This window comes from Nitrosomonas europaea (assembly GCF_900167395.1).
Lineage (GTDB): Bacteria > Pseudomonadota > Gammaproteobacteria > Burkholderiales > Nitrosomonadaceae > Nitrosomonas > Nitrosomonas europaea.
The window spans coordinates 1-25,645 of sequence record NZ_FUWK01000006.1 but is presented as its reverse complement, the minus strand read 5'-3'; the positions used below and the strand labels follow the sequence as shown (position 1 = coordinate 25,645).

Sequence of the window (25,645 nt, the reverse complement as noted above, 5' to 3'; positions counted from 1 at the left end):
TGTGTTTGTCCGGCTATTCATTGCCTTTCATTTCGAAATACATTCACGCCTGCAATTGTTCTATCACGCGTTCCATTTGCATGAAACGCGATCCCTTGACCAGGACGAAAACATGTTGTTCGTCCAGACAGCTTTTCGCTTTTTCCAGCAACGTGTCCAGATCGGCAAAATGCTGTGCCCCGCGACCAAACCCTGCAACAGCCTGCCGGCTCGATTCTCCCAGTGCCAGCAATATATCCACACCTGCGCTTGCAGCTTGTTGACCGATTCTGTGATGGAACGTTGCCGTATCAGCACCAAGTTCACCCATATCGCCTATGATCAGAATTTTTTTGCCGGGCATTTCTGCCAGGACATTCAGTGCAGCCTGCATGGAATCCGGATTGGCGTTATAGGTGTCATCGATCAGAACTGACCGGTTCAACCCGGTTTTTTTCTGCAGACGTCCGGGGACACCCCTGAAACTGTGCAAACCCTCAGCAATCGAGCTTGTGCTGATACCAGCAGCCGTGGCGGCTGCCGCCGCTGCCAGCGCGTTGTAAACATTATGACGACCTGGCACCTGTAACGTTATTTCGATTGTGTCATCAGGCAATTGCAGCAGCCATCGATCGCCTGACGGATGTGCCGGCTGGCGTGCGCTGACTGCGGCAGTGCCATTCATGCTGAAATCCACAACCGGCCTGTTTCCGGCAAGCTGCCGCCAAAGCCGGGCATGGGGGTCATCCGCATTGATGATGGCAACTCCCTGTTCTTCCAGCCCCTCGAAGATTTCTCCTTTGGCACGGGCGATGGCTTCGGTGGTCCCCAGATATTCGATATGAGCCGTGCCTGCATTGGTGATCACGGCAATCGTAGGTGCAGCAAGCCGGCTCAGCCAGGCGATTTCACCCGCGTGGTTCATCCCCATTTCGATGACTGCGCCAACATGACGGGAATCGAGTTGCAACAGCATCTGCGGTACACCGATGTCGTTATTCAGATTGCCGGTTGTCGCAAGAACGTTCTCCAATCCGAATTCACATCTGAAAATGGCTGCAATCATTTCCTTGACGGTGGTTTTGCCATTACTGCCTGTCACGGCTACCAATGGAAGGGTGTAGCGCCGACGCCAGGATGCCGCCAGTTGTCCAAGGCCCAGCCGGGTATCCTTCACTTTGATCCAGCCAAAATCAGGTTGAGTCGGGAGGATAGCTGTGTCAGCCGAAACCATGGCTGTAACGGCACCGTTTTCGATGGCTGCGGAAATGAAACGATGGCCGTCAAACTGCTCACCGGACAGCGCAATGAAGAGATCACCCGGTTTCAGGGTACGGCTGTCGGTGCTGACTCCGGTGAATACGGCGTTGTCACCAGACCAGTCTGCGTGCAGGGCCAATGCAGCTTCCTGTGTGCTCATCATCCTTGCACCTGTAATTCCGGGCCGGCCAGGTCATGCAATACTTGCCGTACTACTTCGCGATCGTCATACGGATATTTCTTTCCCTGTATTTCCTGGCTGGTTTCTGCACCCTTGCCGGCGATCAGTACGATATCGCCTTTGCGTGCACCATGAATGGCCCGGTAAATGGCGGCTGTGCGATCCACTTCGGATGTGCAGTGTTTGCCACTGGCACCGAGCATGACTTCGCTGATGATGTCTGCAGGGTTTTCATTACGCGGATTATCGCTGGTGATAATGACTTCATCGGCCAGGCGTGAGGCAATTTCTCCGATCAGCGGGCGCTTGCCACGATCTCTGTCTCCGCCGCAACCGATGACACAGATCAGTTTTGCCTGATTTTTCCGAATTCGTTTTTTGATGCGGGTGCCGGCCAGTGTTTCGCGCAAACCGGTCAACACTTCGTTCAGCGCATCGGGAGTATGCGCATAATCGACAATGACGACGGGTTGATTGCCTCCTCCCAGTTTTTCCATTCTTCCGGGAATCGGCTGAACCTGTCGTAACGCGGTGATTGCATCATCGAGATCGATATTGCTGGCGAGCAGGGCGGCCAGAACAGCCAGCAGATTATAGGCATTGTAGCGGCCAGTCACATTGCACTGCAGGCTGGCGTACCGGTTGCAGAATTCGACATCGAAGCCGATCTGCTGTGTGGTGAATTGCAGATTGCTGCCGTAGAGTATTTTCTGATTACCAGCTGTTTGTGCAGTCTGGCGAGGTTGCTTGAAACCATAACCAATGATCGACAGATCTTTTCCGGCCAGTTGTTGCGACAGCTCTACACCCAGTACTTCATCCAGATTGAGGACGGCGTATTGCAAACCTTCCCAGAAGAACAGTTTTGCCTTGGCAGCAGCATAGGCATCCATACTGTCGTGATAGTCCAGATGGTCGCGCGTCAGATTGGTCAGTACGGCGACAGCAAATTCCGATCCGATCAGTCTGTCTTGAGAAAGACCATGTGAGGAAGCTTCCATCACCAGTGAGGATGCTCCTTGATGCAGATATTCAGCCATCAGCTGCTGCAGATAAACGGCATCGGGAGTCGTGTGTTCGGAAGGGTATAATGCGCCCGGGAATCCATGCCCGAGCGTTCCGATTACGGCAGTTTTTTTCCCCAGAGCAGCCATGGCTTGCGCATACCATTGACTGCAGGTGGTTTTGCCATTGGTGCCGGTGATTCCAACCAGCCATAAATGTCTGGAAGGATGACCGTACGCTTCACTGGCGATTTTCCCGGCTTCGTGACGCAGCCCGGCCACACCCAGATTGGGTATCTTCCACTCGGGTTTCCAGGAAAATCCCTGCTTTTCCCAGATGATCGCGTTGACACCTCGTGCAATGGCCTGCGGAATATCGTTGCGCGCATCATGACGTTCACCGGCACACGCCAGGAAAGTATCACCCGGCTTGAGTTTCCGGCTATCTGCCACCAAATGTCGTACTTTGACATCCAGCTGATTCAGCAGGCAGGCTGCATGACCTTCATCTGATCTCGAATCCGACGAGGTGCTCATCATCCTTTGTCTTCCAATCTGGCGGGAACGGGGGACGTCACCAGATTGCCAAGTGAATCATCAAATGGCACATTCAGTATTCGCAATGTACCTTCCATTACCCGGCTGAATACCGGTGCCGCTACCGTGCCACCATAATAACGCCCGTCAGAGGGTTCATCGATCATGATTGCCATGATGACACGCGGATCGGATGCTGGTGCAAAGCCGACGAACGAAGAAATATAGCGATCGCTGGCGTACCCTTTCCGTTTTTCCAGACGTTTGTGCGCGGTACCGGTTTTTCCCGCCACACGGTAACCGTTGATGCGTGCACCGCTGCCGGTACCTTCCGGTTGCACCGCAAGTTCCAGCATTTTACGTACGGATTGTGCGGTTTCACGTGAAATGACTTTCTGGCCGACAGCCGGCGTATCGCGTTTCAGCAGTGTGATGGGTTTCAGTTCTCCATCCGTGGCAAACAATGTATAAGCCCGTACCAGTTGCATCAGACTGACTGAAATACCATGCCCGTAGGACATGGTGGCTTGTTCGATCGGGCGCCATTTATTATAGGCGCGTAGCTGACCACTTGCTTCTCCGGGAAAGCCAATACCGGTTTCAGTGCCGAAACCGGAACGGTTGAGCATTTCCCAGAATGTTTTGGGTGGCAGTAACAGGGCAATTTTTGCTGCACCCACGTTACTCGAGGTCTGAATGACCTGGGAGACAGTCAGATTGCCCTTGTCACGCACATCGCGAATGACGGCTCTACCTATTCTCATCATTCCGCCGGAGGTTTCCATCAGTGTGTTTGCCTTGACGCGACCCGTTTCCAGCGCTACGGCGATGGCAAAAGGCTTCAATGTCGAACCTGGCTCGAAAGTATCGACCAGCACACGATTGCGGATGACTTCGTTATTCATGCTCGCGCGCTGGTTGGGGTTGAAAGCCGGGTAATTGGCCATTGCCAGCACTTCACCTGTTTTGACATCCAGGGCCACGATACTGCCGGCTTTGGCGTGCTGCTCTTTTACTGCACGCGCCAGTTCCCGGTAAGCGAGATACTGTATCTTACTGTCGATCGACAGCACCACATCCTGGCCGGATTTGGGAGATCGGATCTGTCCGACGTCTTCCACGACACGCCCGATCCGATCCTTGATGACACGCCGTTTGCCGTCTTCACCCGTGAGCACATCCTGCCATGCCAGTTCTACACCTTCCTGTCCGCGTCCGTCTACATCGGTAAAACCCAGAATATGGGCAGCCAGCTCGCGTGATGGATAGTAACGATAAAACTCGTGCTTGAGGTACAAACCCTTGATGTTGAGTTCAGCGATCTTATTTGCTCTTTCCGGTGGCAGTTGCCGTTTCAGATACACAAATCGCTTATCGCTGCTGAGACGTTCCTGAACAGTGGCCTTATTCATATCCAGCAGATCGGCCAGCTGCCCGATCTGTTCCGATGTGGCGCTCACTCTTTTGGGATCGACCCATACGGATTTGACGGGCGCGCTGATGGCAAGGATTTCACCATTGCGGTCTTTGATGCTGCCGCGCTGGGAATTTTGTTCAATGACCCGGAGATGGCGTGACTGTCCCTGCTGCTGCAGAAAATCCTTGTTCAGTGCTTGTAAATAAACAGCCCGGGCAACCAGTATGATCAGGGATATCAGCAAAAATCCCTGTATGAGGCGAGAGCGCCATTCTGGAAGATCCACAGCAGCGGATTTGCGAGAGGGATTGAACAGGATTTTCATTCAGTCGCACCTGACGAATGATCGGGATGAATCGCCAGAATATTTCCAGCGGCAGGCGGGGGCATAGTCATGCCGAGTTCTTTTCGCGCGATTTTTTCCACACGCGCAGGCATGGCCAACGTGGTTTGTTCCAGCCGCAGTTGGTTCCATTCGGTTTCCAGTTGTTCAGTCAATTGCTGAGCTTCTTCCTGTTCCATGAACAGTTTGCGTGATTCGTACCGGGCGGTTACGATGCCCAGACCACAGATAACCAGCACCATAAACAGGAAAATGTTCAGTTTGATCATCGATCCACCTTGCTGCCGGTTTCCAGCTTTTCTGCCACCCGCATGACGGCACTGCGCGCTCGCGGATTGGCAGCCACTTCATTCTCGCCGGGGCGAATTTTTTTACCAATGATCTGCAATGTCTGTCTGCTGTGCATGCGACTCTCCTCATCCCGTACAGGCAGTTTTCGCGGCAAAGTGTCCGTGCCTGCCTGCATGCGCATGAAACGCTTGACGATACGATCTTCCAGTGAATGAAAGCTGATTACTACCAGCCGGCCGTTTGCATTCAGCAGTTCCACGCATTGCGGCAGTGTCACCGATAATTCTTCAAGTTCCTGATTGAGATGAATCCGTATCGCCTGGAAGGTGCGCGTCGCCGGATGCTGCCGACCGTCCCGGTGGCCGAACTTGCGCACGACCGCTGCCACGATCTCGGCAAGCTGAAACGTGGTAACAATGGGCTGGCGTGTCTGTGCCATAACAATTGCGCCTGCAATCTGTCCAGCATACCGTTCTTCGCCATAGGTTCTGATCACCTCCTTCAATTCTGTTTCTGTCACAGTGGCCAGCCACTCCGCTGCTGTTTTTCCCCGGCTGGAGTCCATGCGCATATCCAGCGGGCCATCATGGCGGAAGCTGAATCCGCGTGAAGCCTCATCCAGCTGGATCGATGACACGCCCAGATCCAGCAGGATGCCGTCGATCCGGCTTACACTCAGCGACTCCAGTGCTGTGCGTATTTGTGCATAACTGCCGTGTACTGCCTGAAACCTTTCATCCCGAATGGATCGGGCTGCAGAAATGGCCGCCGGATCCTTATCGAATGCAATCAATCGTCCTGATTCTCCCAATCTGGACAGAATCAGGCGGCTATGACCACCTCTGCCGAAGGTTGCATCTACATAAATACCATCAGCTCTGATATTCAGTGCATCTGCAGCTTCTTCCAGCAAAACGGGTACATGCACGGCACTATCGGCGCACTACAGCGAGAATCCTTCCAGCTCGGGGGGAATATCTCCATCCTTGTAGGTCGTTGCTGTATCGATTTCCAGATCCCATTTCGCCATATCCCAGAGTTCAAATTTCTCACCCTGCCCCGCGAGCACGACTTCTTTCTGCAAACCGGCAAACTGTCTCAGAGGGGCGCTGATCAGAATACGGCCGGAACTGTCCATTTCAACGTCACTGGCATTACCGATGATGAGTCTTTGCAAACTTCGAATCTGCGGGCTGAGGCTGGGAAAGCTGTTCAATTTTTTTTCAATCGGCTCCCAGACGGGCTGAGGGTAAATCAACAGGCATCGGGAAGGATCAGCAGTCACGACGATATTGCCTCCACAACTGGCAAACAATTCATCACGATATTTCGCGGGAATCGCAAGTCTTCCCTTGCTATCGAGACTTAACTGGGTGGAGCCACGAAACATTTCGTCCCTTTTGATTTCAATGGAGGTGCCTGTTTGATGATTGAATCATATTTACCCCACTAACACCCACAATTATGCATATTTCACCACTTTAACCCACTTTACTCAATAAAAATTTGCATGATTGAGCAAGAAAGAATTTTTATATTGTTGTAACAATGATTTAATGGAATTTTCAGATAATCTTTTCGAATAAAACAGCTCGATAAAGAGGGCTGGTTTCGGGATCGGGACAGGGCGTGGTATAAACCTGAAAATATTTTAGGAACCTCTGATCAATATGGCTTTGGTATTTTGGGAACAGGCTGTCAATGATTTATCGGCGCGTGATCCGGTGATGCACCGGATCATTCAGTGTTACAGCGATTCGATGCCTGAAGAACGGGGAAATGCTTTCGCCACACTGGCGCGTGCGATCGTCGGACAGCAGATATCCGTCAAGGCGGCGGCCAGTGTCTGGCAGAAGGTAACGACTTTGATTCCGGAAATCACACCGGAAGCATTGATTGCGACAGAAATCGATTTATTGAGGACATGCGGGCTATCGGCGCGGAAAGTCGATTATTTGCGGGATTTATCGCGCCATTTTCTGGAAGGAACGCTGGTGACGGTCAATTGGCACGATCTGGATGATGAAACCCTGATCCGCAAACTTGTCGAGGTAAAAGGCATTGGCCGGTGGACGGCAGAAATGTTCCTGATTTTTCATCTGCATCGCCCGGATGTCCTGCCGCTGGATGACATTGGTCTGCAGCGCGCTGTCAGCCTGCATTACAATGCCAGTCAACCAGTCGCCAAACAGGCGATTCGGACCATAGCTGAAAGCTGGCAACCCTGGCGATCAGTCGCCACCTGGTACCTGTGGCGAAGCCTCGATCCGATTCCGGTCATCTATTGATGAAAGCCAGTATCGCCTGGTTGAGTTGCCTGATCGTTATTCCACAATCAGTATTGGATTGATTGCTGGATTCTGTTTCTTTCCGGTACAAATAATTCATTCGTTTCTACAGGGCTTTGCAATGATGATTCAGGCCCCTGAATAATCCGATGTGATGGATACGCTATTTAATGTAACGTCCTATACATCTGAGTTTATAGACAATAAACAGGCAACGGTTCTTCATGATGTATTCGTCAATGATCCATCAATTCGATCTACTGGCTCGCAGCATTGGACAAAAAGAACTTCTGAGAGCCGTCCTTATTGCAGCAACGGGTGTGTATTGAGTACAATTAAATAGAAATCATTCTTATTTAATGTGAAACAATCGCCCAGGGCTGGAAAAGGAATACATGTCGACTACGGAAGAGGCTTCTGAGAACGAGATTACCATTCTCTACACAGACCATCATGGCTGGCTCAAAAGATGGTTATACCGCAAGCTGGGCAATTCATTCGATGCGGCCGATCTGGCGCATGATATCTTCATGCGATTGCTTGCACGAGAACAATCGACAGTCATTCATCAACCGCGCGCTTTACTGACGACGATTGCCCAAGGAATCGTTTCGAACTTTTACCGGCGGCGTAAAATCGAAACTGCCTACCTGGAAACGCTTGCTCATCTGCCAGAGGCACAGGCACCCGATCCTGAAATCCGGGTAATCCTGCTGGAAACACTGATTGAAATCGACCGGCGTCTCGACATGCTGGCGCCACTCGTTCGCCGGGCCTTTCTATTGTCACAGGTCGATGGGATGAAACAAACCGATATCGCCGCTGAACTGAATCTCTCACTGGCCACAGTGCAGCGCTATATCGTCAAGGCAGTACACCAGTGTTATTTCGGTGAATGACCCGTATGCCTCAAGAACCGGAATCGGGCGCTGATCTTCCATCCGATCGAACTGCCGTCTTTCCGACACCCGAAGGTCCACCCTTGCCTAAACAGGTCACTTTGCAGGCGGCAAAGTGGCTCGTAATGCTACAAGCACCCAATACCACTCAGGCTACACGTGCCAAATGGCAGCAGTGGCGTGACGTACACCCTGACCATGAACGTGCCTGGCAGCATATCGAAGCATCTGCTACCCAGATGCGTGCAATGCATTCACCCTTGGCGCATGGCACTCTGATCCGGGACGATACCGAAAAACGGCATGCCCGACGCCGGGCCATCAAATTACTGGGTGTGATAGCTTTTACGGGCACCAGTACCTGGCTGCTGCGTGACAATCCCGTCTGGCGTGAATGGCATGCCGATCATCGCACCGCTACCAGTGAACGCCGTACCATCGTACTGGCTGATGGTACGCGGATCATGCTCAATACCGCCAGCATCATCGATGTACACTTTGACAATGCAATACGGCTGGTCACCCTCATCCGGGGAGAAATACTTGTGACCACGGCGCCTGATTCCGCTTCGGGTACCGGGCAGCCTTTCATCGTTGAAACCGATCAGGGAAGGTTGCGCGCGCTGGGTACCCGTTTTGCTGTCCGCCAGCGGGAAAATGACAGCCATGTCAGCCTGTTTGAAGGAATGGTCGAGATCCGGCCTGCTGATGCTTCGGATCAAGCCCGTGTTTTACAGGCGGGAGAACAGATAAGCTTTACTCGCAACGCCATTGAAACTCCGCAGACGATCGATACCCATGCCGCTTCCTGGGTAACCGGGATGCTGGTCGTCCAGGAAATGCCGCTGACCGATTTTATTGATGAACTGGCACGTTACCGGCCGGGCTACCTGAGTTGCGACCCTGAACTGAGCCATCTGAAAGTGTCCGGCATTTATCCCATCGAAGACACCGAGCGTGTGCTCGATATGCTGTTGCACGTGCATCCTATCGAAATATACAGCCTGACCCGTTATTGGGTCGCCATTCGTGCACGTGGTGATCGCTGATCATCCTGTTTCAATACCAATCCTGTATTTTCCGGGCTGGATTGACTAATTCGGCTATAGCACCAACTTTCACAATTAAATTTCAGCAAAATTGAGGGGTTTTTCTTTCTCGCGTGGCAAATCAGGTAAGTGCCACATTTTTTAACTGAGAAAGGAAACTTCGCATGAATCCGCATCACCACCGTTCTACCCTATTTCCGGTCTGCAAATCCTGTGTGCTTATCACGCGCCTGGTGTTTTTCATATTGGGTACAGCCCTCATATTATCGGCAATCCCGGCGCAGGCTCAGAGTGAAGCAGGTCGTCAAACCTATGCAATACCAGCCGGTACACTGAAAAGTGTGCTGGTCAGTTTCGGCCAGGCGAACGGCGTCATGATCTCGTATACGGAAAGTGAAATTGCCGGTAAACGCAGCTCCGGCATCCATGGCAGTTTTACCGTACTGGAAGCTCTGAATGTATTGCTGACAGGTACTGGACTGGAAGCCAGCAAACGGGTGGAGGGTGGCTTCAGGCTGCGCCCGCAAACGCCAGTCATAACCGGCCAGACATTACCGCTGATGACGGTGAGTGCATCGGCTGATACCTTGAAGCAAGGTACAGTGGAAGAAGGTTACCGGGTCAGCGATATCAGCAGTATTGGCCCATGGGGTAAGCGCAGTTTGCGCGATACCCCTTATTCGATGAGTGTCGTTCCTTCTGATCTGATCGAAAATGTCAATGCTCAGAACATGGGCCAGATCTTCAAAATGAACCCGTTGACTCAGGAACCGGCCATCCAGAATATAACTGGTCTGCCTCTCGTCAGGATACGTGGATTTGAAACAATTAATCCCGTTTTCGATGGCATACCACTTGCCTTTAGGACCGGTTCTGCGGTATCAGTAGTCGAGATCGATCGGGTTGAAATTCTCAGTGGAACCTCAGGCTTTCTCTACGGTGGTGGCAGAGTAGGTGGAGCCGTCAACTATGTGACTAAAAACTCTACCGATACCCCGCTTAGAAGGTTGACATTTGGTAATTATGGCGGCACCCAATTTTATGGCCATGCCGATATCGGCGGAAAATTTGATGACCAGGGCCGCTTTGGTTATCGGGCTAATCTGCTCTATCAGGGCGGAGATACCGCCATCGGTGAACCGGTAAACCAGAAAGTAGCCAACATTGTGCTGGATGGCCATCTTACCGATACTCTTTATGCTGACATCAAATATACCTATAACGACTACAGAAAAGAAGCGACACAACCTATATTTAATAATATAGTGGAAAGGATTTTTATTGATACCAGCAAACGCTATTCTCCAAAATGGGCATCCAATGATCTGGAAAGTCATAAGGCTTATACCAGCCTGCGCTGGGATCCCAGTAAGTATCTCACCATTAGAAGCGCTTTTTCCTATCAATATGCTAATCTGAGAGCTGATCAAATATCTTTAAATGAACAGGTAGATAGAACCTTTATTCCCAGAACGGTAAACTACCCTCGGGAAAAACATGAAAATTATGGGGGCTATATTTACTTGGATACCCGCTTTTCAACTTTTTCTGTCGACCACAAGCTGACTCTAGGTTACTCCTCTACTTTTTATGATTATTTTCGCACTGTCGCTGGAGAAGAGTCCCAGACTGGCACAACCAGCTTTTCACTAAGTGCACTCAAGCATATCCCAGAACCCAGTTGGCGATCTTCCGGAGATACGTCAATGATATCCGTTTATGTAGCCCGATATGATAATGTTCTGATAGGTGACAATATTATCTTCAATGATCAATGGTCTGCAATGGTTGGATTTAATTACGCTACCGCGATAAATAAATCATCTTATCCTGGGAATAATGTCATCAAATATGATAAATCTAAACTGACTCCCACTGTTTCATTGCTATACAAACCAATTGAAGAGGTAACCACCTATGCTTCCTATATGGAAGCACTTGAAGCTGGCTTAATAGTAGGTAATACCTATGCCAATCGTGGAACAGTGCTACCTTCATTGGTCAGCAAGCAGTATGAAGTAGGTCTGAAATACGATATCAATCCTAATTTATTATTGAGTGCTGCGCTATTCCGGATTGAAAAAGCCAATCAATATTCAGATAATGCAACACCCATCCCCACTTACGTGCAGGATGGTCTGCAGGTGCATAACGGCGTGGAACTGGTTCTGACTGGAAAAGTAACTGACAATCTGACTATCATAGGGGGCGGCACGCTGATGGATATCAATGTAGAAAAATCCAATAACCCTGCTCTCGAAGGTAAAAAACCAGTCAATGCTGCATCCAGAATGGGCAAAATTTACGCAGAATATGCGCTGCCATGGATCCCAGGGTTTAGCCTGACCGGTGGTATTTACTATACTGGTGAACAGTATGGTAATACTACCAACACTGATAAAATTCCCAGCTATACCCTGTATGATGTCGGAGCACGATACGCGACTCGTGTACTGAATAAGTCACTGGTAGTACGCCTGAACGTCATTAATCTAACCGGTAAAAACTACTGGCAAAATGCTAATTATTTAGGTGTGCCAAGAACAGTAGCATTTTCTGTCAGTATGATGTTTTAGCGTTATCCCGGCATATACCAACAGGTATGTGTTCTGTTTCAAACCGGCTTGCCTGTTGTGTGGCGAATAAACTCAGGCAGGCCGGAACAGACTCTTGGAAGTATGGCGGACTATCCTGAAACCGAATTCTGATCTCCGGTATCAGCCCATAACAGCTCGGAATATTCCTGCCTCAGTTCGTCAATCGACGTATATCTCAATCTCACTGCATCAGGTGTTAAAACTGTTCTCGTAATAATCAACCGGTGAGGCTGGTCCGGGGTGTTACCCTGTTGTCATTCAGTGTAAACGGAATATACCGGCGCAGCAGTCGTGAAAGGGTGAAGATGAAGACACAGCACGCGTCAGCCAGATTATCTCATCGTTTTTCAGCGATATTCTGGGATCTCGTTGCCGTATTGCTGGTGCTTGGCATGGTGGTTTTTCTCGCCCAGACAAGTCGCGATCTCATGCAGCCTCTGGCCGGACCGGGGGAGACTGTTATCAGTCTTGAACCATCGGGTCTGCCGGAATATGTGCTACGCACGTCGCTCAGGATGCTTGCAGCAATGGTACTGTCGCTGATTTTTACGTTCACCTATGCTACCTGGGCTGCCAAGAGCCGGCGTGCCGGGCAGGTTCTTATCCCGTTGCTCGATATTCTCCAGTCTGTACCGATACTTGGCTTTATTTCAGTTACGGTGGTTTTTTTCATGTCGTTCGCTCCCGGAAGAATGCTGGGTGCCGAGCTGGTTGCCATCTTTGCCATTTTTACCAGTCAGGCCTGGAACATGGCATTCAGTTTCTACCAGTCGCTGCGCACAGTTCCGACTGAACTTGTCGAAGCATCACGTTCTTTCCGGCTCAGTCCATGGATGCGCTTCTGGAAGCTTGAAGTACCTTTTGCGATGCCGGCACTCGTGTGGAATATGATGATGTCGATGTCGGCCGGCTGGTTTTTCGTCGTTGCTTCTGAAGCAATCAGCGTGGGGAACACGGTTGTCACACTGCCGGGCATTGGTTCATATATCGCGCTGGCTATTGACCAGCGTGATCTTGGGGCGGTCGGCCGGGCGATCGCAGTCATGCTCATCGTGATTCTGATTTACGACCAGCTTCTGTTCAGACCGCTTGTGGCCTGGGTGGATCGCTTTCGCTTCGAACAGGAAGCAGATAGAAATCCGCCGCGTTCCTGGGTGTTGATGGCGCTGCGCCGGTCACGCTGGGTGGCAATGGCTGTTGTGCCACTGGTCAGGATGTGGCGATGGACTTATCGGGCAGGGAATGATGGAGCTTCTCGGGAACTGGCCCGGACTGCCCGGAACACTATGGGGTCGGGCGTGATTTCGTGGCTCGACTGGCTATGGTACGGTGCAATTGCTGTTATTTGTGCTGTTAGCATGTGGAAAATTACAGTTTTTGTCTTGCAGGGTGTAACACCGGATGAGGTCGGAACGACTGTTTTTTTGGGTTGTGTGACCATGGTGCGAGTCTTTGTCCTGATTGCGGTCGCCAGTGTCATTTGGGTACCAGTCGGGGTCTGGATCGGATTGCATCCGGCGGCAGCGCGTATCATCCAGCCGGTCACCCAGTTTATGGCGGCATTTCCTGCCAATCTGTTGTTTCCGCTGGCAGTGTCGGGGATAGTGGTGTTGCGGCTCGATCCGGATATCTGGCTAAGCCCATTGATGATTCTTGGTACGCAGTGGTATATCCTGTTTAACGTCATTGCAGGCGCATCGACCATTCCGGGTGAGCTGCGGGATATCGGGATTAATCTTGGCGTCCGGGGCTGGTTGTGGTGGCGGCGTATCGCGTTACCAGCGGTATTTCCCTTTTACATGACAGGTGCTGTCACTGCTTCCGGTGGATCATGGAATGCCAGCATCGTCGCGGAACTTGCCAACTGGGGAGACACTACCCTGAAGGCGAATGGCCTCGGTGCCTATATCGCAGAGGCGACTGCAGCCGGCGATTTTCATCGTATCGTTCTCGGGATTGCGGTCATGAGTGCGTTCGTTGTCCTTATCAATCGTCTGTTCTGGCGCCCGCTCTATATACTGGCCGAACGCAAATTCCGCCTAGGCTGAAAGGAGATTCACATCGACATTGCCCCATTGCTGGATATCCGTGGTGTTCGCAAGTCATTTCGCAAACCGGATGGCAGCGAGTTACTCGTGCTCGATGGAATCGATTTCACGCTGGGTGAAGGCGAAATCATCGGTTTGCTGGGTCGTTCGGGTTCGGGTAAATCCACATTGTTGAGGTCGATTGCCGGGCTTACGCCGCCATCGGCCGGCTCCGTTATTTATCACGGTAATGAAGTAACAGCGCCACCACCGGGTATTGCCATGGTATTTCAGGGGTTTGCTCTGTTTCCCTGGTTGACCGTGCTGGAGAACGTGCAACTGGGTCTGGAAGCACTGGGACTTTCAACCGGCGAGTTACACCGGCGCGCAATCGAGGCGATCGATCTGATCGGGCTTGATGGCTTCGAATCAGCCTATCCGCGTGAATTATCGGGTGGCATGCGCCAGCGTGTGGGTTTTGCACGCGCATTGGTTGTTCATCCCAATATCCTGCTCATGGATGAGCCGTTCTCGGCACTCGATGTGTTGACGGCGGAGACGCTGCGTACCGACTTTCTCGATCTCTGGTCAGAAGGCCAGCTTCCCATCAAGGGGGTGATCCTTGTCACGCACAATATTGAGGAAGCTGTGCTGATGTGCGATCGTATTCTTATTTTCGGCAGTAATCCTGGCCGTATTCTCAATGAGATCAAAGTTGAACTGCCGCACCCGCGCGCGCGTCTCGATCCGGCATTCCGCGATCTGGTCGAGCGTATCTATGTAGAAATGACAACCCGGTCAGCTTCGGTTCCCGCTGGTAGACGAACAGAATATTTTCCGGGAACGGGTATCGGGACAATTCTGCCTCATGTATCCTCGAATTCATTGTCCGGCCTGCTCGAAGCGGTAGCAGCCGCTCCTTACAATGGGGAAGCAGATCTTCCTGTGATTGCCTCGTCTTTGCATATGGAGATCGATGAGTTATTTCCAGTAGCCGAGACGCTGCAGATGCTGCGCTTTGCCGAAGTGGCAGGGGGCGATATCAGGCTGACCACGGAAGGACGACAGTTTGCCGATTTCGATACTGACCGGCGCAAGCACCTCTTTGCCCGCCATCTGCTGACCTATGTTGCGCTGGCAGCTCATATCCGACGGGTACTCGATGAACGGCCAGTACACCAGGCGCCGTGGAGCCGGTTCGCAGATGAACTGGAGGACTATATGCCGCCTGCTGCGGCCGTGCAGACCTTGCGTACCATTATTGCCCTGGGGCGCTACGCAGAGATTTTTTCATACGACGATGAGAAACAGGTTTTCAGTCTGGATAATCCTTAAGGAACCTCTGATCAAGTCCCACATGGCTGCACACTGCGTTTTGCGGATGAAATGCAAGGCGAGTGAGGCAGTGAATGGTTGGCCCCTTCACAACGAACTCAACGCTGCAGTTCGTCTGTAAAACCAGTGCCCCAAAGGGTTGCGGCAAAATCATGCGCTCACTGTGTCGCACTCCTCGGTATCGTAGAATAGCTACGACCTTCGTCGTGCTTCTTGTGATCATCACGATTTTGCCTGCAATGCGGCTCATGGAGAACTTGATCAGAGGTTCCTTGAGGAGTTTCTGATCGTGGTGAATAGTAATCTCTTTCCTATTACACTGAATAATCCTACTTTAATAAAACATTAAGTTATACTAAAATAGGACTTTATGATAAACAGGAGGTTGCTATGCTTCAAACTTTACGCAAGGCCGGTGGTTCACTTGTCATGACAGTGCCCAAGTCTTTTATCGAACAGAACGGGCTGAGTGAAGGTTCTCAGGTTGAGCTTCATCTTCACGGGAAGAAGATGATCGTCGAAGCACCGGCTCGACCGCGTTACAAGCTGGCTGACCTGATGGCGGAAATGCCGAAGGGATTGCCGCGTGTTGAAGGCTGGGATGAAATGTCTCCCGTCGGACTGGAAGACAGCTGATGACATACCTGCCGAACCGTGGCGACATCGTACATCTTGATTTTGATCCATCCTCCGGCCGGGAGATAAAAGGCCCTCACTTTGGCCTTATTTTAAGCGGTAAGCTTTTTAACCAGCGAGGACTGGCAATGATCTGCCCGATTTCTCAGGGTGCTGCCGCTGCTGCCCGTACCTACGGGACTGTGGTCACCTTGATGGGAGCAGGAACTGACACTCAAGGTGCGGTACATTGCCACCAGTTGAAGTCTTTGGATTGGCAAGTGCGGAATGTGCGTTTCAAGGAAAGTGTACCGCAGCATATTCTTGATGAAGTCCTGGCCAGGGTAGAGGCTATTCTGTTTGAATAGACCCCCCCGAAAACAGGCGAAAGCCCCTATTTTATTCAGCAAACTGTACTTGGGTTTTCGCCTGGCGTAATCCTGCGTTGATAAGCGCAGTTAATGTGCTGAACTACTGTTTCCCAGCGTCTTTCTCAATGTGCCAGCAGGATTGGTTCTGTCGGCCATTTGTATTTGTTCATTCAACTCTGTTTTTGCCAGTAAATATTTATATTTATTATATTGATATCCTGTTTTTATCAACTGGTTCTACTTCATTCTCATCATCGTTTTCCTTATGGTGTATCCCTATTCTGTCTAAATCAGGCATTCCCATTATCGGTGAATACATAATGTCGTTTATATCGGTTGACCGTTTCCATCCAAAATACTGCTCACCAATTGCACGCTTGCACATCTTATAAAGCCTGTTAAGTACAAGGTGATTAACTACCGGTTTACCGTCTATAAATTCAATCATTCTGGCCATTGATACAACTGAAACCCTCATTTCCGAGTGATGCATTGAGAATTGAAATCGGAAAGCACCGGTTTCCGAGTTGATATCTCTCGTTGTAAGAAGAACATACATCGTGTTTTTAGATGATCCTGGCAATTTTGTGACTATTGGATAAGATTTTTCAATGATGCTGTCTCCAGACAATTGTCTTGTTCCAGGCAAGGTAGCAGCTTCTAAATCGCCCAGCCGGACACTGCTTTTTACCCATATTTTCATATCATCAGATAGAATTTTCGATAACTGCGCTGCGGCTGGTTCGGGAAAGTCAATCATTGGAACGATATATACCTGGACTTCGTCTGGATCGTATAGCTCGGCGCTGGCTGACTGAGTCATAAACAAGATAAAAACGGTTAGTAGCGCTACGATGTTTTTCATAAAACTTCCTTAATATTTAACACCAGGCTTGATTCAACGGGTAATAAAACGAAGTGAAATCTTTGTTTAGTTCTGCGTTTTGGGTGGTTTATTTGTTTACGGCATAGATGGATATCGGATACACAAAATGAATTTCAGTACCTGACAGATGTGCATCTGGTTGAGTGAAGGGTGTCAGGTTGTATTCTTTGTGCCAATACTGCGAGCCGCGAGGATGGCATGCCTGGTCGCATGCCATTCAACTGAAGCATGCACGGTGAAGCACCCCAGGTTCAGCGTATGCAAGAACCGGAACCGGGAACCCAGGTGACGAAGGATTTTTTCCTTCAGCCACTCTGGATCGAATCCGGCCCACTCACCTGCCACTGACAGGAGGTTGTATTTGCATATCGGGTATACCTCGTTTATGAGGATGAACTCGAGCTGATCGATCGAGTAAGGTGATCTGGCAAGCTGATCGGCACGCCACTGCCGTGAGAGAGAGGTATCCGTATCGAGGAACATGTCCGACAGTGCTTCCCATACAGGCTGGCGGGCAGCGAGGTCTTCAGCGGCTGGCTTGATGGACAGCATGGCGTGTTTTGGGTGCCTGAAATAAAACCGTCATTCCTGGACAGTGATCATCCAGCTGATACCGAAGCGGTCGGTAAGCATACCAAAACGTGATGACCAGAAAGTCTTCGTGAGTGGCATACGTACCTGACCGCCTTCGGCGAGAGCGGCAAATGTGCGATCGGCCTCAGCCTCCGTCGGTACAGTCAGAGAAAGTGAGAAGCCATCGAAATGACTGTCTTCTCCGCATCCGTCGGAAGCCATCAGCGTGGTTGCACCGATGTGAAAAGAGGCGTGCATGATTTTGTTTTCAAAGCCGGGTGCAAGCATTCCGGGCGGTGGCGACTCCGGGCTTTCTTTGTGGCGCATGAGCATATCCACCTGCGCGCCGAGGGTGGTACGGTAGAATTCGAGTGCCTCTTCACAGCGACCGCCGAAAAACAGGTAAGGTTGAACATATGGGGTAGTCATTGTGTTCTCCTTTCAGCTGGTATCAATCTGGTTTGCTTATCGTAAACCTTTTTCGATGAATCTGGCAGTTTGATTGTTAAGGGATCTTTGATTTATCCTGCATTGGCATACAATGTTTCATGCATTGGATGCTTAATTTACGGTAAGAGGGTATATGCGATTTCTACAGTTTTTGATCATGTTCTGGGTGGGGTTGTATGCGCAGTGGGCGCTGGCGTTCTTGCCGATTCAGCACTGGCAGACAGCCAACGGGGCGCAGGTCTATTTCGTCGAGAATCATGATTTGCCAATACTCGATCTCAGTATTGAATTTCCGGCAGGCAGCAGTACCGATACGGCAGAAACTTCCGGCCGCGCCGGACTGGTGCAACGGCTGATGAGTATGGGGGCAGGTGATCTGTCAGAAGATCGGATTGCCGAGACACTGGCGGATGTCGGAGCGAGGCTGGGTGGAACATTTGATCTGGATCGGGCAGGACTGTCACTGCGGACGTTGAGCCATCAGCAGGAGCGCGTGCGTGCGCTGGATGTTTTGGCACAGATCGTTCAACGCCCTGAATTTCTTGAAAAGATTCTGGAACGGGAACGTGCTCGTATTATCGCAGCCCTCAAGGAAGCGGATACCAAACCAGAGGTCATTGCTGACCGGACACTGATGAAATTGCTGTATGGCAAGCATCCTTATGGTTTGCGTGAGTCGGGAGAACCGGATGCGCTTGCAGCGTTGCGGCGGCAGGATCTGGTTGATTTTTACCGTGCGCATTACACAGCTGGCAATGCAATCATTGCAATGATAGGGGATATCAAACGGGATGAAGCTGCCCGTATCGCAGAGATGCTGACCAGAAATCTGCCGACTGGGAAAACGTATAAAACTTTGCCACCTGTAGAAAAGCCTGTTCCGATCATCCAGAAGATTGCTCATCCGGCCACGCAAAGTCATATCCAGATTGCCTACCCCGGGTTGAGTCGTAAGGATCCTGATTATTTTCCTCTACTGGTGGGTAATTACATTCTGGGAGGGGGTGGGTTCGTTTCCCGATTGATGAATGAAATTCGTGAAACGCGCGGGCTGGCATATAGTGTTTACAGTACGTTTGCGCCATATCAGGAAAAAGGGCCATTTGAAATCGGTTTGCAGACAAAAAAGGAACAGGCGGAACAGGCCTTGCAGTTGACACAGAAAACGCTCAGGGATTTCGTTGAACAGGGACCGACCGAAGAAGAGTTGCAAGCTGCCAGGCAGAATATCGTGGGAGGGTTTCCTTTGCGTATCGACAGTAATCAGAAAATTCTCGGATATCTTGGGGTTATCGGTTTTTATGATTTGCCGCTGACTTATCTGGAAGATTATGTCAAGGCGGTGGAAAAGGTGACTGTCGCGCAGATCAGGGATGCATTTAAACGCCGGATTGATCCGGCCGGTATGGTAACGGTAGTCGTGGGTGCGGCAGACTAACGCTTTTGCATGGTGAAGGCAGATAGAATCCGTATTATTGGTGGCCAGTGGCGCAGCAGGTTGATTCAGTTTGCCGATGATGAGCTGCTCCGGCCGACACCTGATCGTGTTCGGGAAACATTGTTCAACTGGCTGGGGCAGGATCTGACAGGAAAAATCTGTCTGGATCTGTTTGCCGGCAGCGGTGCACTGGGATTTGAAGCTGCTTCGCGAGGCGCGAAACAGGTGACCATGATCGAGCAGAACATGAAAGCTGTTCGCAATCTCCACTGCTCGATCGAGAAGCTGGGCGCTTCACAGGTAAAGCTTGAGCACGTTGATGCCCGGATGTTTCTTACTGCTAATTCAGAGCGCTATGATGTCATTTTTGTTGATCCTCCGTTTAAATCCGGGTTGCTGGCTGAAGTATTGCCATTATTGCCAGCAAAGTTGGAGGAAGAGGGTGTGGTTTATGTTGAAAGCAGCGACAAGCTGCTGCCGGATGATACCTGGTCGATCTGGAAACAGGGCCGGGCAAGTCATGTTCATTACTGTTTGTTGAGTCTTAATCCTGATGGATAAAGTTATTTACCCTGGTACTTTTGATCCGATTACACGGGGACATGAAGATCTGATCCAGCGTGCGTCGAGATTATTTGATCAGGTAGTTGTCGCGGTTGCTGCCAACAGCGGAAAATCTCCCTGTTTTTCACTGGAAGAGCGAGTGGAAATGGCCAGAGCAGTTCTGGCCGAATATGCCAACGTTGAAGTAACGGGATTTTCCGGTCTGCTGATGGAATTTACCCGGCAGCAGCAGGCGCATGTCATTGTGCGCGGTTTGCGGGCAGTATCCGATTTCGAGTACGAGTTTCAGCTGGCAGGGATGAACCGCAGTTTGTATCCTGATGTGGAAACCATTTTTCTGACGCCATCGGAGCAATATATGTTTATTTCAGCCACTATCGTGCGTGAAATCGCACGTCTCGGCGGGGACGCAAGCAAGTTTGTGCACCCGCTCGTAGCTGAACGGCTTTATGAAAAGCGAAAAAAATGAATACTGGAGAGTGAAAGAAATGGCGCTGATTATTACCGATGAGTGTATCAATTGTGACGTGTGTGAACCCGAATGTCCTAACCGGGCAATTTCACAGGGTGAGGAAATTTACGAAATTGACTCGGATCTGTGTACAGAATGTGTGGGACATTACAATACGCCACAATGCGTGGAAGTTTGTCCGGTCAGTTGCATCGTGGGTGATCCGGACAGGGTTGAGAATCGCGAGCAACTGATGGAGAAATACCAGTTTCTGACTACTGGCGCGAACCGAGTTCCTCAGGGATAGCGTAACGCCGCGGACCAAAAATCGCGGTGCCTATTCTTACCATCGTGGCGCCTTCTGCGATGGCATTTTCCAGATCTTCCGACATTCCCATTGACAACGTATCCAGATTGAAACCTTGCTGCTGCAATTGTTCGTAAACTTCCCGCATCATCTGAAACTGTTCACGTTGCAGTGCGGTTACGGCAGTGAGTTCCGGAACCGCCATGATTCCGCGTAACTGAAGGCGTGGCTGCTCGCTGACGAAGGCGGCCAATTCCGCAGCTTTTTCCGGATCCACTCCACTCTTGGTGATTTCTCCACTTACATTTACCTGCACACAGACTTGCAGCGGTGGTAACGATTCCGGCCGTGCTGCTGAAAGGCGGGTTGCGATTTTTTCCCGATCGATTCCGTGTACCCAGGAAAAATTCTCGGCAATCAGTTTGGTTTTGTTGCTTTGAATCGGACCGATGAAATGCCATTCGATTGGCAGGTCTGACAGTGCGCGGATTTTGACCAGACCTTCCTGCAGGTAATTTTCACCGAATACGGTTTGCCCTGCTTCCCAGGCTTCACGCAGTTTATCCGGCGTATTGGTTTTGCTGGCTGCCAGCAGCTGAACGCTTTCCGGATCACGCCCCGCTTTTTTTGCGGCTTCAATGATACGGTTTTTGACATTCTGCAGGCGTGAGGCGATTGTGGTCATGGTTGGATAAGTGAAATTGAAGAAACGGGTGATCCGATATTACTGCCAGAAAATTTACCGGTATTCCGGAAATATATTTAATCCCGGCCAGTTTTTTCCGTTCTAGTTAGATCAGCCGACTGTCTGGGGTCAGAAAACATTACCAGCAGCCGGTATCAACCGATCAACATTCAACGTGGCCAAAGGAACACACCGGATGAATATAGTAGAGTTACTCTCATTTGTGGTCAAGAATAACGCTTCCGATCTTCATTTGTCTGCCGGTATGCCACCTATGATCCGGGTGCACGGGGAAATTCGGCGCATCAATCTCCCTGCGCTGGAGCACAAGGACGTGCATGACATGGTGTATGACATTATGAACGATAGTCAGCGCAAGCATTATGAAGAACATCTGGAGTGCGATTTTTCGTTTGCTATCCCCGATCTGGCACGTTTTCGTGTCAACGCTTTCAATACTCAGCGGGGAGCAGCTTCGGTGCTGCGTACCATTCCGTCCAGAGTGCTGACACTCGAAGAACTGAAGGCGCCAAAAATATTTGCTGAAATTGCGCAACAACCACGCGGTGTGGTGCTTGTTACGGGACCGACCGGATCCGGTAAATCCACCACGCTTGCAGCCATGGTCAATGACATCAATGAGAACCAGTATGGCCACATACTGACTCTGGAGGACCCGATCGAATTTGTACACGAAAGCAAGAAATGTCTGATCAATCAGCGGGAGGTCGGGCGAGATACACACAGTTTCAGCAATGCTCTGCGTGCGGCTTTGAGGGAAGATCCGGACATCATTCTGGTGGGCGAAATGCGGGATCTGGAGACAATTCGTCTGGCCATGACTGCGGCGGAAACCGGTCATCTGGTTTTTGGTACGCTGCATACCAGTTCGGCTGCCAAGACCATCGACAGGATTATTGATGTGTTTCCGGCGGAGGAGAAGGAAATGGTGCGTGCGATGCTGTCCGAATCGCTGCGTGCCGTTATTTCTCAGGCACTGCTGAAAACAAAGGATGGTAAGGGTCGGGTGGCTGCTCATGAAATCATGATCGGTACACCGGCTATCCGTAACCTTATCCGGGAAGGAAAAGTAGCGCAAATGTATTCGGCTATCCAGACTGGTCAGGGAGTCGGGATGCAAACACTCGATCAGAATCTGACAGATCTGGTGAAGCGTGGCGTCATTTCAGCGGTAGAAGCGCGTACCAAAGCTATGAACAAAGATAATTTCCGTGGTTGAGCGGACAGAATTTATTATGGAAAAAGAACAGGCACTCAAATTTATGCATGATTTACTGCGGCTGATGCTTAGTAAAAAGGCTTCAGATTTGTTCATTACGGCCGGTTATCCTCCGGCAATGAAGATAGACGGCAAAATGACACCTGTCACACAGCAGCTACTTTCTTCTGCCCATACTGCAGCGCTGGCGCGTGCCATCATGAACGATAAACAGGCGGTGGAGTTCGAGTCCAGTAAGGAATGTAATTTTGCAATTCATCCGGAAGGAATCGGCCGTTTTCGCGTCAATACTTTCGTACAACAGCAACGAACAGGAATCGTTTTGCGGACGATCACCACGAAGATTCCAAATTTCGATGATCTTGGGCTGCCGCAGGTTCTGAAAGAAGTCGTCATGAGCAAACGTGGTCTGGTGATTTTTGTCGGTGGAACCGGTTCGGGAAAATCCACCTCGATGGCGGCACTGATTGGCCATCGCAACCAGAATAGCCATGGCCATATCATCACTATTGAAGATCCGGTTGAATTTGTACATGAACATATCAATTGTGTCGTTACCCAGCGGGAAGTCGGAGTTGATACGGAATCGTGGGAAGCTGCATTGAAGAATACATTGCGGCAGGCGCCCGATGTCATTCTGATTGGTGAAATCCGGGATCGAGAAACAATGGAGCACGCCATTGCCTTTGCTGAGACCGGGCATTTGTGTATGGGTACCCTGCATGCAAACAGCGCCAATCAGGCGCTTGATCGCATTATTAATTTCTTCCCGGAAGAACGGCGTGCTCAGTTGCTGATGGACCTGTCACTGAATATGCGGGCATTGGTCGCGCAAAGGCTGATTCCCAAAAAATCAGGCAGCGGGCGTGCTGCGGCAATCGAAGTAATGCTCAATTCTCCACTGATTTCTGATCTGATATTCAAGGGAAATGTGCATGAAATCAAGGAAATAATGAAAAAATCAAGTGAACTGGGGATGCAAACTTTTGATATGGCGCTGTTTGAACTCTATGAGAATGGCACAATTTCCTATGAAGATGCGCTTCGTAATGCTGATTCCATGAATGAATTGAGGCTGCAAATCAAATTGCACGGATCAGAAGCCCGGAAAATCAGTGCAGAGACGAATATCGAACATCTGACGATTACCTGATATTAGTCATTGCTGCCGATAATTACGCCGCCACCCAGACAAACTTTGCTTTCGTAGACTACTACCGATTGTCCGGGTGTGATTCCCCATTGTGGCGCTGCAAAACCAATCTGACAGGAGTCATGTTCAAAGTGGGTAATTGCGCAGGGTGCATCTGTTTGACGATAACGGATTTTAGCTGCATAAACCCAGTTCTGATGAGGAGGGGTACCGCTGATCCAGGAAAGATCCGCGGCAGTCAGCGAAGAACGCAATAGTGCAGGGTGGTCGTGTCCTTGTACTACGTATAACACATTTTTTTTAATATCCTTTCCTGATACAAACCACGGCTGTTCACTGCCCTGGCGGGTGCCACCAATCCCCAGTCCCTGCCTTTGCCCGATGGTGTAGTACATTACTCCCAGATGTTCTCCCACGACTTGGTCATCCAGGGTATGGATTTCACCTGGATTGGCAGGTAGATATCGGTTGAGAAATTCACGAAAAGGACGTTCACCAATGAAACAAATTCCAGTGCTGTCCTTTTTGGTTGAATTGGGTAACCGATGTTCACGCGCGATTTTGCGAACCTCTCGCTTGTAGAGATGGCCAATGGGAAAAATTGTGTGTGACAGCTGTTGCTGATTCAGACGGTAGAGAAAATAACTCTGGTCCTTGTTGCCATCTTCACCCTTGAGTAACTGAAACAAGCCATCTGTTTCATGCACCTGTGCATAATGGCCAGTTGCAATCCAATCGGCGCCCAGATTGAGTGCATGATCGAGAAATGCTCTGAACTTGATCTCGCTATTACACAGCACATCCGGATTGGGTGTGCGCCCTGCCTGATACTCTTTTAAAAACAGATTGAAAACCCGTTCTCGGTATTCAGTTGAAAAATTTACCACTTCCAACGGTATATCAAGAATGTCTGCTACGGAGGCGGCGTCAAGAAAATCCTGACGGGAAGAACAGTATTCATCAGTATCATCCTCTTCCCAGTTTTTCATAAAGAGTCCTGTTACATCATAACCTTGCTGCTTGAGTAACAGAGCGGCAACGGATGAATCCACTCCGCCGGACATGCCAACAACTACACGTGACTTATTCATTTCATCGACCGAAAAAACACATCTGGCAATTTTACCTTGCTTCAGACATAACACTAATCATCTGATGCTGAAATTGCTGCTTTTTGTCCGGTGATTTCGGCTGATCATTAATAAAGACGGGTAAAGTTTTTGCTTTATACGTAATTTTAAAATCTTGACTTAGCCCTGCTGAGGAAGTAGTCTTGAGAAGATGAGTAGTAAGTGATTAGGAGTAGATAAAGCTGGTTACCTGAGAGGGATCGGGTAACCGGTTATTGTTTTGTATCTGGTAAAAGCCGACGAACAGGTAGATTACGGAGGAGAGAGATGAGAATAGGGGAGTGGATGAGGGGTTTATTGCTCTGTGCGGGGTTGATGATGTGCGGGGTGGTTCATGCGGACATATCGACGGTACCGGACGAGACGTATGATGCGTTGAAGCTGGATCGAGGTAAGGCGACCCCGAAAGAGACGTATGAAGCGCTGGTCAAGCGTTACAAGGACCCGGCGCATGGAGCGGGGAAAGGGACGATGGGAGATTACTGGGAGCCGATAGCGATCAGTATATATATGGATCCCAATACTTTTTACAAACCACCGGTATCTCCCAAAGAAGTTGCGGAACGCAAAGACTG

The 25,645-nt window shown here is 50.2% G+C and carries 25 protein-coding genes and 1 pseudogene; 15 read left to right on the top strand and 11 right to left on the bottom strand.

The window, feature by feature from the left end; translation table 11 throughout:
* Positions 1 to 43 precede the first annotated feature (43 nt).
* The 6 genes from B5D58_RS03600 to mraZ are packed head-to-tail and all read right to left on the bottom strand — an operon-like array spanning position 44 to position 6,402.
* Positions 44 to 1,402 (bottom strand): UDP-N-acetylmuramoyl-tripeptide--D-alanyl-D-alanine ligase, encoded by a 1,359-nt coding sequence (locus B5D58_RS03600; protein WP_011111596.1) that lies wholly within the window; start codon positions 1,400 to 1,402, stop codon positions 44 to 46.
* Positions 1,399 to 2,964: a UDP-N-acetylmuramoyl-L-alanyl-D-glutamate--2,6-diaminopimelate ligase gene (locus B5D58_RS03595; protein WP_011111595.1), complete on the bottom strand. Its 1,566-nt coding sequence runs from the start codon at positions 2,962 to 2,964 to the stop codon at positions 1,399 to 1,401. The genes B5D58_RS03600 and B5D58_RS03595 overlap by 4 nt, the downstream gene beginning before the upstream one ends.
* Positions 2,961 to 4,703, bottom strand: coding sequence for a peptidoglycan D,D-transpeptidase FtsI family protein (locus B5D58_RS03590; RefSeq protein WP_011111594.1), 1,743 nt, complete (start codon positions 4,701 to 4,703; stop codon positions 2,961 to 2,963). Before B5D58_RS03590 ends, B5D58_RS03595 begins: the two co-directional genes overlap by 4 nt.
* Positions 4,700 to 4,990 carry a cell division protein FtsL gene (gene ftsL / locus B5D58_RS03585; protein WP_011111593.1) on the bottom strand — a complete coding sequence of 97 codons (291 nt, stop codon included), beginning with the start codon at positions 4,988 to 4,990 and terminating at the stop codon, positions 4,700 to 4,702. The genes B5D58_RS03590 and ftsL overlap by 4 nt, the downstream gene beginning before the upstream one ends.
* A complete protein-coding gene (gene rsmH / locus B5D58_RS03580; protein ID WP_011111592.1) occupies positions 4,987 to 5,940 on the bottom strand; it encodes a 16S rRNA (cytosine(1402)-N(4))-methyltransferase RsmH in 954 nt (317 codons plus the stop codon). The genes ftsL and rsmH overlap by 4 nt, the downstream gene beginning before the upstream one ends.
* Before the next feature lie 15 nt (positions 5,941 to 5,955).
* A complete protein-coding gene (gene mraZ, locus B5D58_RS03575) occupies positions 5,956 to 6,402 on the bottom strand; it encodes a division/cell wall cluster transcriptional repressor MraZ (RefSeq protein WP_011111591.1) in 447 nt (148 codons plus the stop codon).
* A 280-nt stretch (positions 6,403 to 6,682) separates the two neighbouring features.
* Here mraZ and B5D58_RS03570 point away from each other — a divergent pair, with 280 nt between their 5' ends.
* The 8 genes from B5D58_RS03570 (at position 6,683) to B5D58_RS03530 (ending at position 16,190) form a co-directional block, all read left to right on the top strand.
* Positions 6,683 to 7,300, top strand: a complete 618-nt coding sequence (locus tag B5D58_RS03570) for a DNA-3-methyladenine glycosylase family protein (protein ID WP_011111590.1) — start codon at positions 6,683 to 6,685, stop codon at positions 7,298 to 7,300.
* Between the two features lie 395 nt (positions 7,301 to 7,695).
* Positions 7,696 to 8,199, top strand: coding sequence for a sigma-70 family RNA polymerase sigma factor (locus B5D58_RS03560; RefSeq protein WP_011111589.1), 504 nt, complete (start codon positions 7,696 to 7,698; stop codon positions 8,197 to 8,199).
* Between the two features lie 5 nt (positions 8,200 to 8,204).
* Entirely contained in the window at positions 8,205 to 9,248 is a 1,044-nt protein-coding gene (locus tag B5D58_RS03555; protein ID WP_011111588.1) for a FecR domain-containing protein, read from the top strand.
* A gap of 164 nt (positions 9,249 to 9,412) precedes the next feature.
* The gene (locus B5D58_RS03550) at positions 9,413 to 11,824 is read left to right on the top strand and encodes a TonB-dependent siderophore receptor (protein ID WP_011111587.1); all 2,412 of its coding nucleotides are present in this window, start codon (positions 9,413 to 9,415) and stop codon (positions 11,822 to 11,824) included.
* A gap of 326 nt (positions 11,825 to 12,150) precedes the next feature.
* Entirely contained in the window at positions 12,151 to 13,893 is a 1,743-nt protein-coding gene (locus tag B5D58_RS03545) for an ABC transporter permease (protein WP_011111586.1), read from the top strand.
* 27 nt (positions 13,894 to 13,920) lie between these two features.
* Positions 13,921 to 15,207, top strand: coding sequence for an ABC transporter ATP-binding protein (locus tag B5D58_RS03540; protein ID WP_011111585.1), 1,287 nt, complete (start codon positions 13,921 to 13,923; stop codon positions 15,205 to 15,207).
* Positions 15,208 to 15,597: 390 nt separating this feature from the next.
* The gene (locus tag B5D58_RS03535) at positions 15,598 to 15,843 is read left to right on the top strand and encodes an AbrB/MazE/SpoVT family DNA-binding domain-containing protein (RefSeq protein WP_011111584.1); all 246 of its coding nucleotides are present in this window, start codon (positions 15,598 to 15,600) and stop codon (positions 15,841 to 15,843) included.
* On the top strand, positions 15,843 to 16,190 hold the full coding sequence (locus B5D58_RS03530; RefSeq protein WP_011111583.1) for a type II toxin-antitoxin system PemK/MazF family toxin: 348 nt from the start codon (positions 15,843 to 15,845) through the stop codon (positions 16,188 to 16,190). The genes B5D58_RS03535 and B5D58_RS03530 overlap by 1 nt, the downstream gene beginning before the upstream one ends.
* Before the next feature lie 208 nt (positions 16,191 to 16,398).
* Here B5D58_RS03530 and B5D58_RS03525 read toward each other — a convergent pair whose 3' ends face one another.
* The 3 genes from B5D58_RS03525 to B5D58_RS03515 form a co-directional block, all read right to left on the bottom strand.
* Complete coding sequence (locus tag B5D58_RS03525; RefSeq protein ID WP_011111582.1) at positions 16,399 to 17,058, bottom strand: hypothetical protein; 660 nt, start codon at positions 17,056 to 17,058, stop codon at positions 16,399 to 16,401.
* Between the two features lie 174 nt (positions 17,059 to 17,232).
* A complete protein-coding gene (locus B5D58_RS03520; protein WP_011111581.1) occupies positions 17,233 to 17,631 on the bottom strand; it encodes a DUF7079 family protein in 399 nt (132 codons plus the stop codon).
* Between the two features lie 30 nt (positions 17,632 to 17,661).
* Positions 17,662 to 18,081, bottom strand: a complete 420-nt coding sequence (locus tag B5D58_RS03515; RefSeq protein ID WP_011111580.1) for a VOC family protein — start codon at positions 18,079 to 18,081, stop codon at positions 17,662 to 17,664.
* A gap of 154 nt (positions 18,082 to 18,235) precedes the next feature.
* Here B5D58_RS03515 and B5D58_RS03510 point away from each other — a divergent pair, with 154 nt between their 5' ends.
* Genes B5D58_RS03510 through B5D58_RS03495 form a run of 4 tightly spaced genes read left to right on the top strand, consistent with a single transcriptional unit; the run spans position 18,236 to position 20,862 of the window.
* Entirely contained in the window at positions 18,236 to 19,540 is a 1,305-nt protein-coding gene (locus B5D58_RS03510) for a M16 family metallopeptidase (protein ID WP_011111579.1), read from the top strand.
* Positions 19,541 to 19,549: 9 nt separating this feature from the next.
* Positions 19,550 to 20,101 carry a 16S rRNA (guanine(966)-N(2))-methyltransferase RsmD gene (gene rsmD, locus B5D58_RS03505; protein ID WP_011111578.1) on the top strand — a complete coding sequence of 184 codons (552 nt, stop codon included), beginning with the start codon at positions 19,550 to 19,552 and terminating at the stop codon, positions 20,099 to 20,101.
* Positions 20,094 to 20,573 (top strand): pantetheine-phosphate adenylyltransferase, encoded by a 480-nt coding sequence (coaD, locus tag B5D58_RS03500; protein ID WP_011111577.1) that lies wholly within the window; start codon positions 20,094 to 20,096, stop codon positions 20,571 to 20,573. The genes rsmD and coaD overlap by 8 nt, the downstream gene beginning before the upstream one ends.
* A gap of 19 nt (positions 20,574 to 20,592) precedes the next feature.
* The gene (locus tag B5D58_RS03495) at positions 20,593 to 20,862 is read left to right on the top strand and encodes a YfhL family 4Fe-4S dicluster ferredoxin (RefSeq protein WP_011111576.1); all 270 of its coding nucleotides are present in this window, start codon (positions 20,593 to 20,595) and stop codon (positions 20,860 to 20,862) included.
* On the opposite strand, the gene B5D58_RS03490 is transcribed toward B5D58_RS03495, so the two are convergent.
* Positions 20,831 to 21,547, bottom strand: a complete 717-nt coding sequence (locus tag B5D58_RS03490) for a YggS family pyridoxal phosphate-dependent enzyme (protein ID WP_011111575.1) — start codon at positions 21,545 to 21,547, stop codon at positions 20,831 to 20,833. The two genes, B5D58_RS03495 and B5D58_RS03490, sit on opposite strands and share 32 nt — an antisense overlap.
* Before the next feature lie 196 nt (positions 21,548 to 21,743).
* On the opposite strand from B5D58_RS03490, the gene B5D58_RS03485 reads away from it, so the two are divergent.
* Positions 21,744 to 22,787, top strand: coding sequence for a type IV pilus twitching motility protein PilT (locus tag B5D58_RS03485; RefSeq protein WP_011111574.1), 1,044 nt, complete (start codon positions 21,744 to 21,746; stop codon positions 22,785 to 22,787).
* Between the two features lie 16 nt (positions 22,788 to 22,803).
* On the top strand, positions 22,804 to 23,940 hold the full coding sequence (locus tag B5D58_RS03480) for a PilT/PilU family type 4a pilus ATPase (RefSeq protein ID WP_011111573.1): 1,137 nt from the start codon (positions 22,804 to 22,806) through the stop codon (positions 23,938 to 23,940).
* A 2-nt stretch (positions 23,941 to 23,942) separates the two neighbouring features.
* On the opposite strand, the gene mnmA is transcribed toward B5D58_RS03480, so the two are convergent.
* Complete coding sequence (gene mnmA, locus B5D58_RS03475; protein ID WP_011111572.1) at positions 23,943 to 25,031, bottom strand: tRNA 2-thiouridine(34) synthase MnmA; 1,089 nt, start codon at positions 25,029 to 25,031, stop codon at positions 23,943 to 23,945.
* A 306-nt stretch (positions 25,032 to 25,337) separates the two neighbouring features.
* On the opposite strand from mnmA, the pseudogene B5D58_RS03470 reads away from it, so the two are divergent.
* Positions 25,338 to 25,645, top strand: a pseudogene (locus tag B5D58_RS03470) (hydroxylamine reductase); the annotation flags it as partial.

Excerpts from the sequence above, each read along its gene's own strand:
- B5D58_RS03600 (WP_011111596.1), bottom strand. The coding sequence starts at position 1,402 with ATGATGAGCACACAGGAAGCTGCATTGGCCCTGCACGCAGACTGGTCT.
- B5D58_RS03595 (WP_011111595.1), bottom strand. The coding sequence starts at position 2,964 with ATGATGAGCACCTCGTCGGATTCGAGATCAGATGAAGGTCATGCAGCC.
- B5D58_RS03590 (WP_011111594.1), bottom strand. The coding sequence starts at position 4,703 with ATGAAAATCCTGTTCAATCCCTCTCGCAAATCCGCTGCTGTGGATCTT.
- ftsL (WP_011111593.1), bottom strand. The coding sequence starts at position 4,990 with ATGATCAAACTGAACATTTTCCTGTTTATGGTGCTGGTTATCTGTGGT.
- mraZ (WP_011111591.1), bottom strand. The coding sequence starts at position 6,402 with ATGTTTCGTGGCTCCACCCAGTTAAGTCTCGATAGCAAGGGAAGACTT.
- B5D58_RS03570 (WP_011111590.1), top strand. The coding sequence starts at position 6,683 with ATGGCTTTGGTATTTTGGGAACAGGCTGTCAATGATTTATCGGCGCGT.
- B5D58_RS03560 (WP_011111589.1), top strand. The coding sequence starts at position 7,696 with ATGTCGACTACGGAAGAGGCTTCTGAGAACGAGATTACCATTCTCTAC.
- B5D58_RS03555 (WP_011111588.1), top strand. The coding sequence starts at position 8,205 with ATGCCTCAAGAACCGGAATCGGGCGCTGATCTTCCATCCGATCGAACT.
- B5D58_RS03550 (WP_011111587.1), top strand. The coding sequence starts at position 9,413 with ATGAATCCGCATCACCACCGTTCTACCCTATTTCCGGTCTGCAAATCC.
- B5D58_RS03545 (WP_011111586.1), top strand. The coding sequence starts at position 12,151 with ATGAAGACACAGCACGCGTCAGCCAGATTATCTCATCGTTTTTCAGCG.
- B5D58_RS03535 (WP_011111584.1), top strand. The coding sequence starts at position 15,598 with ATGCTTCAAACTTTACGCAAGGCCGGTGGTTCACTTGTCATGACAGTG.
- B5D58_RS03530 (WP_011111583.1), top strand. The coding sequence starts at position 15,843 with ATGACATACCTGCCGAACCGTGGCGACATCGTACATCTTGATTTTGAT.
- B5D58_RS03525 (WP_011111582.1), bottom strand. The coding sequence starts at position 17,058 with ATGAAAAACATCGTAGCGCTACTAACCGTTTTTATCTTGTTTATGACT.
- B5D58_RS03520 (WP_011111581.1), bottom strand. The coding sequence starts at position 17,631 with ATGCTGTCCATCAAGCCAGCCGCTGAAGACCTCGCTGCCCGCCAGCCT.
- B5D58_RS03515 (WP_011111580.1), bottom strand. The coding sequence starts at position 18,081 with ATGACTACCCCATATGTTCAACCTTACCTGTTTTTCGGCGGTCGCTGT.
- B5D58_RS03510 (WP_011111579.1), top strand. The coding sequence starts at position 18,236 with ATGCGATTTCTACAGTTTTTGATCATGTTCTGGGTGGGGTTGTATGCG.
- rsmD (WP_011111578.1), top strand. The coding sequence starts at position 19,550 with ATGGTGAAGGCAGATAGAATCCGTATTATTGGTGGCCAGTGGCGCAGC.
- coaD (WP_011111577.1), top strand. The coding sequence starts at position 20,094 with ATGGATAAAGTTATTTACCCTGGTACTTTTGATCCGATTACACGGGGA.
- B5D58_RS03495 (WP_011111576.1), top strand. The coding sequence starts at position 20,593 with ATGGCGCTGATTATTACCGATGAGTGTATCAATTGTGACGTGTGTGAA.
- B5D58_RS03490 (WP_011111575.1), bottom strand. The coding sequence starts at position 21,547 with ATGACCACAATCGCCTCACGCCTGCAGAATGTCAAAAACCGTATCATT.
- B5D58_RS03485 (WP_011111574.1), top strand. The coding sequence starts at position 21,744 with ATGAATATAGTAGAGTTACTCTCATTTGTGGTCAAGAATAACGCTTCC.
- B5D58_RS03480 (WP_011111573.1), top strand. The coding sequence starts at position 22,804 with ATGGAAAAAGAACAGGCACTCAAATTTATGCATGATTTACTGCGGCTG.
- mnmA (WP_011111572.1), bottom strand. The coding sequence starts at position 25,031 with ATGAATAAGTCACGTGTAGTTGTTGGCATGTCCGGCGGAGTGGATTCA.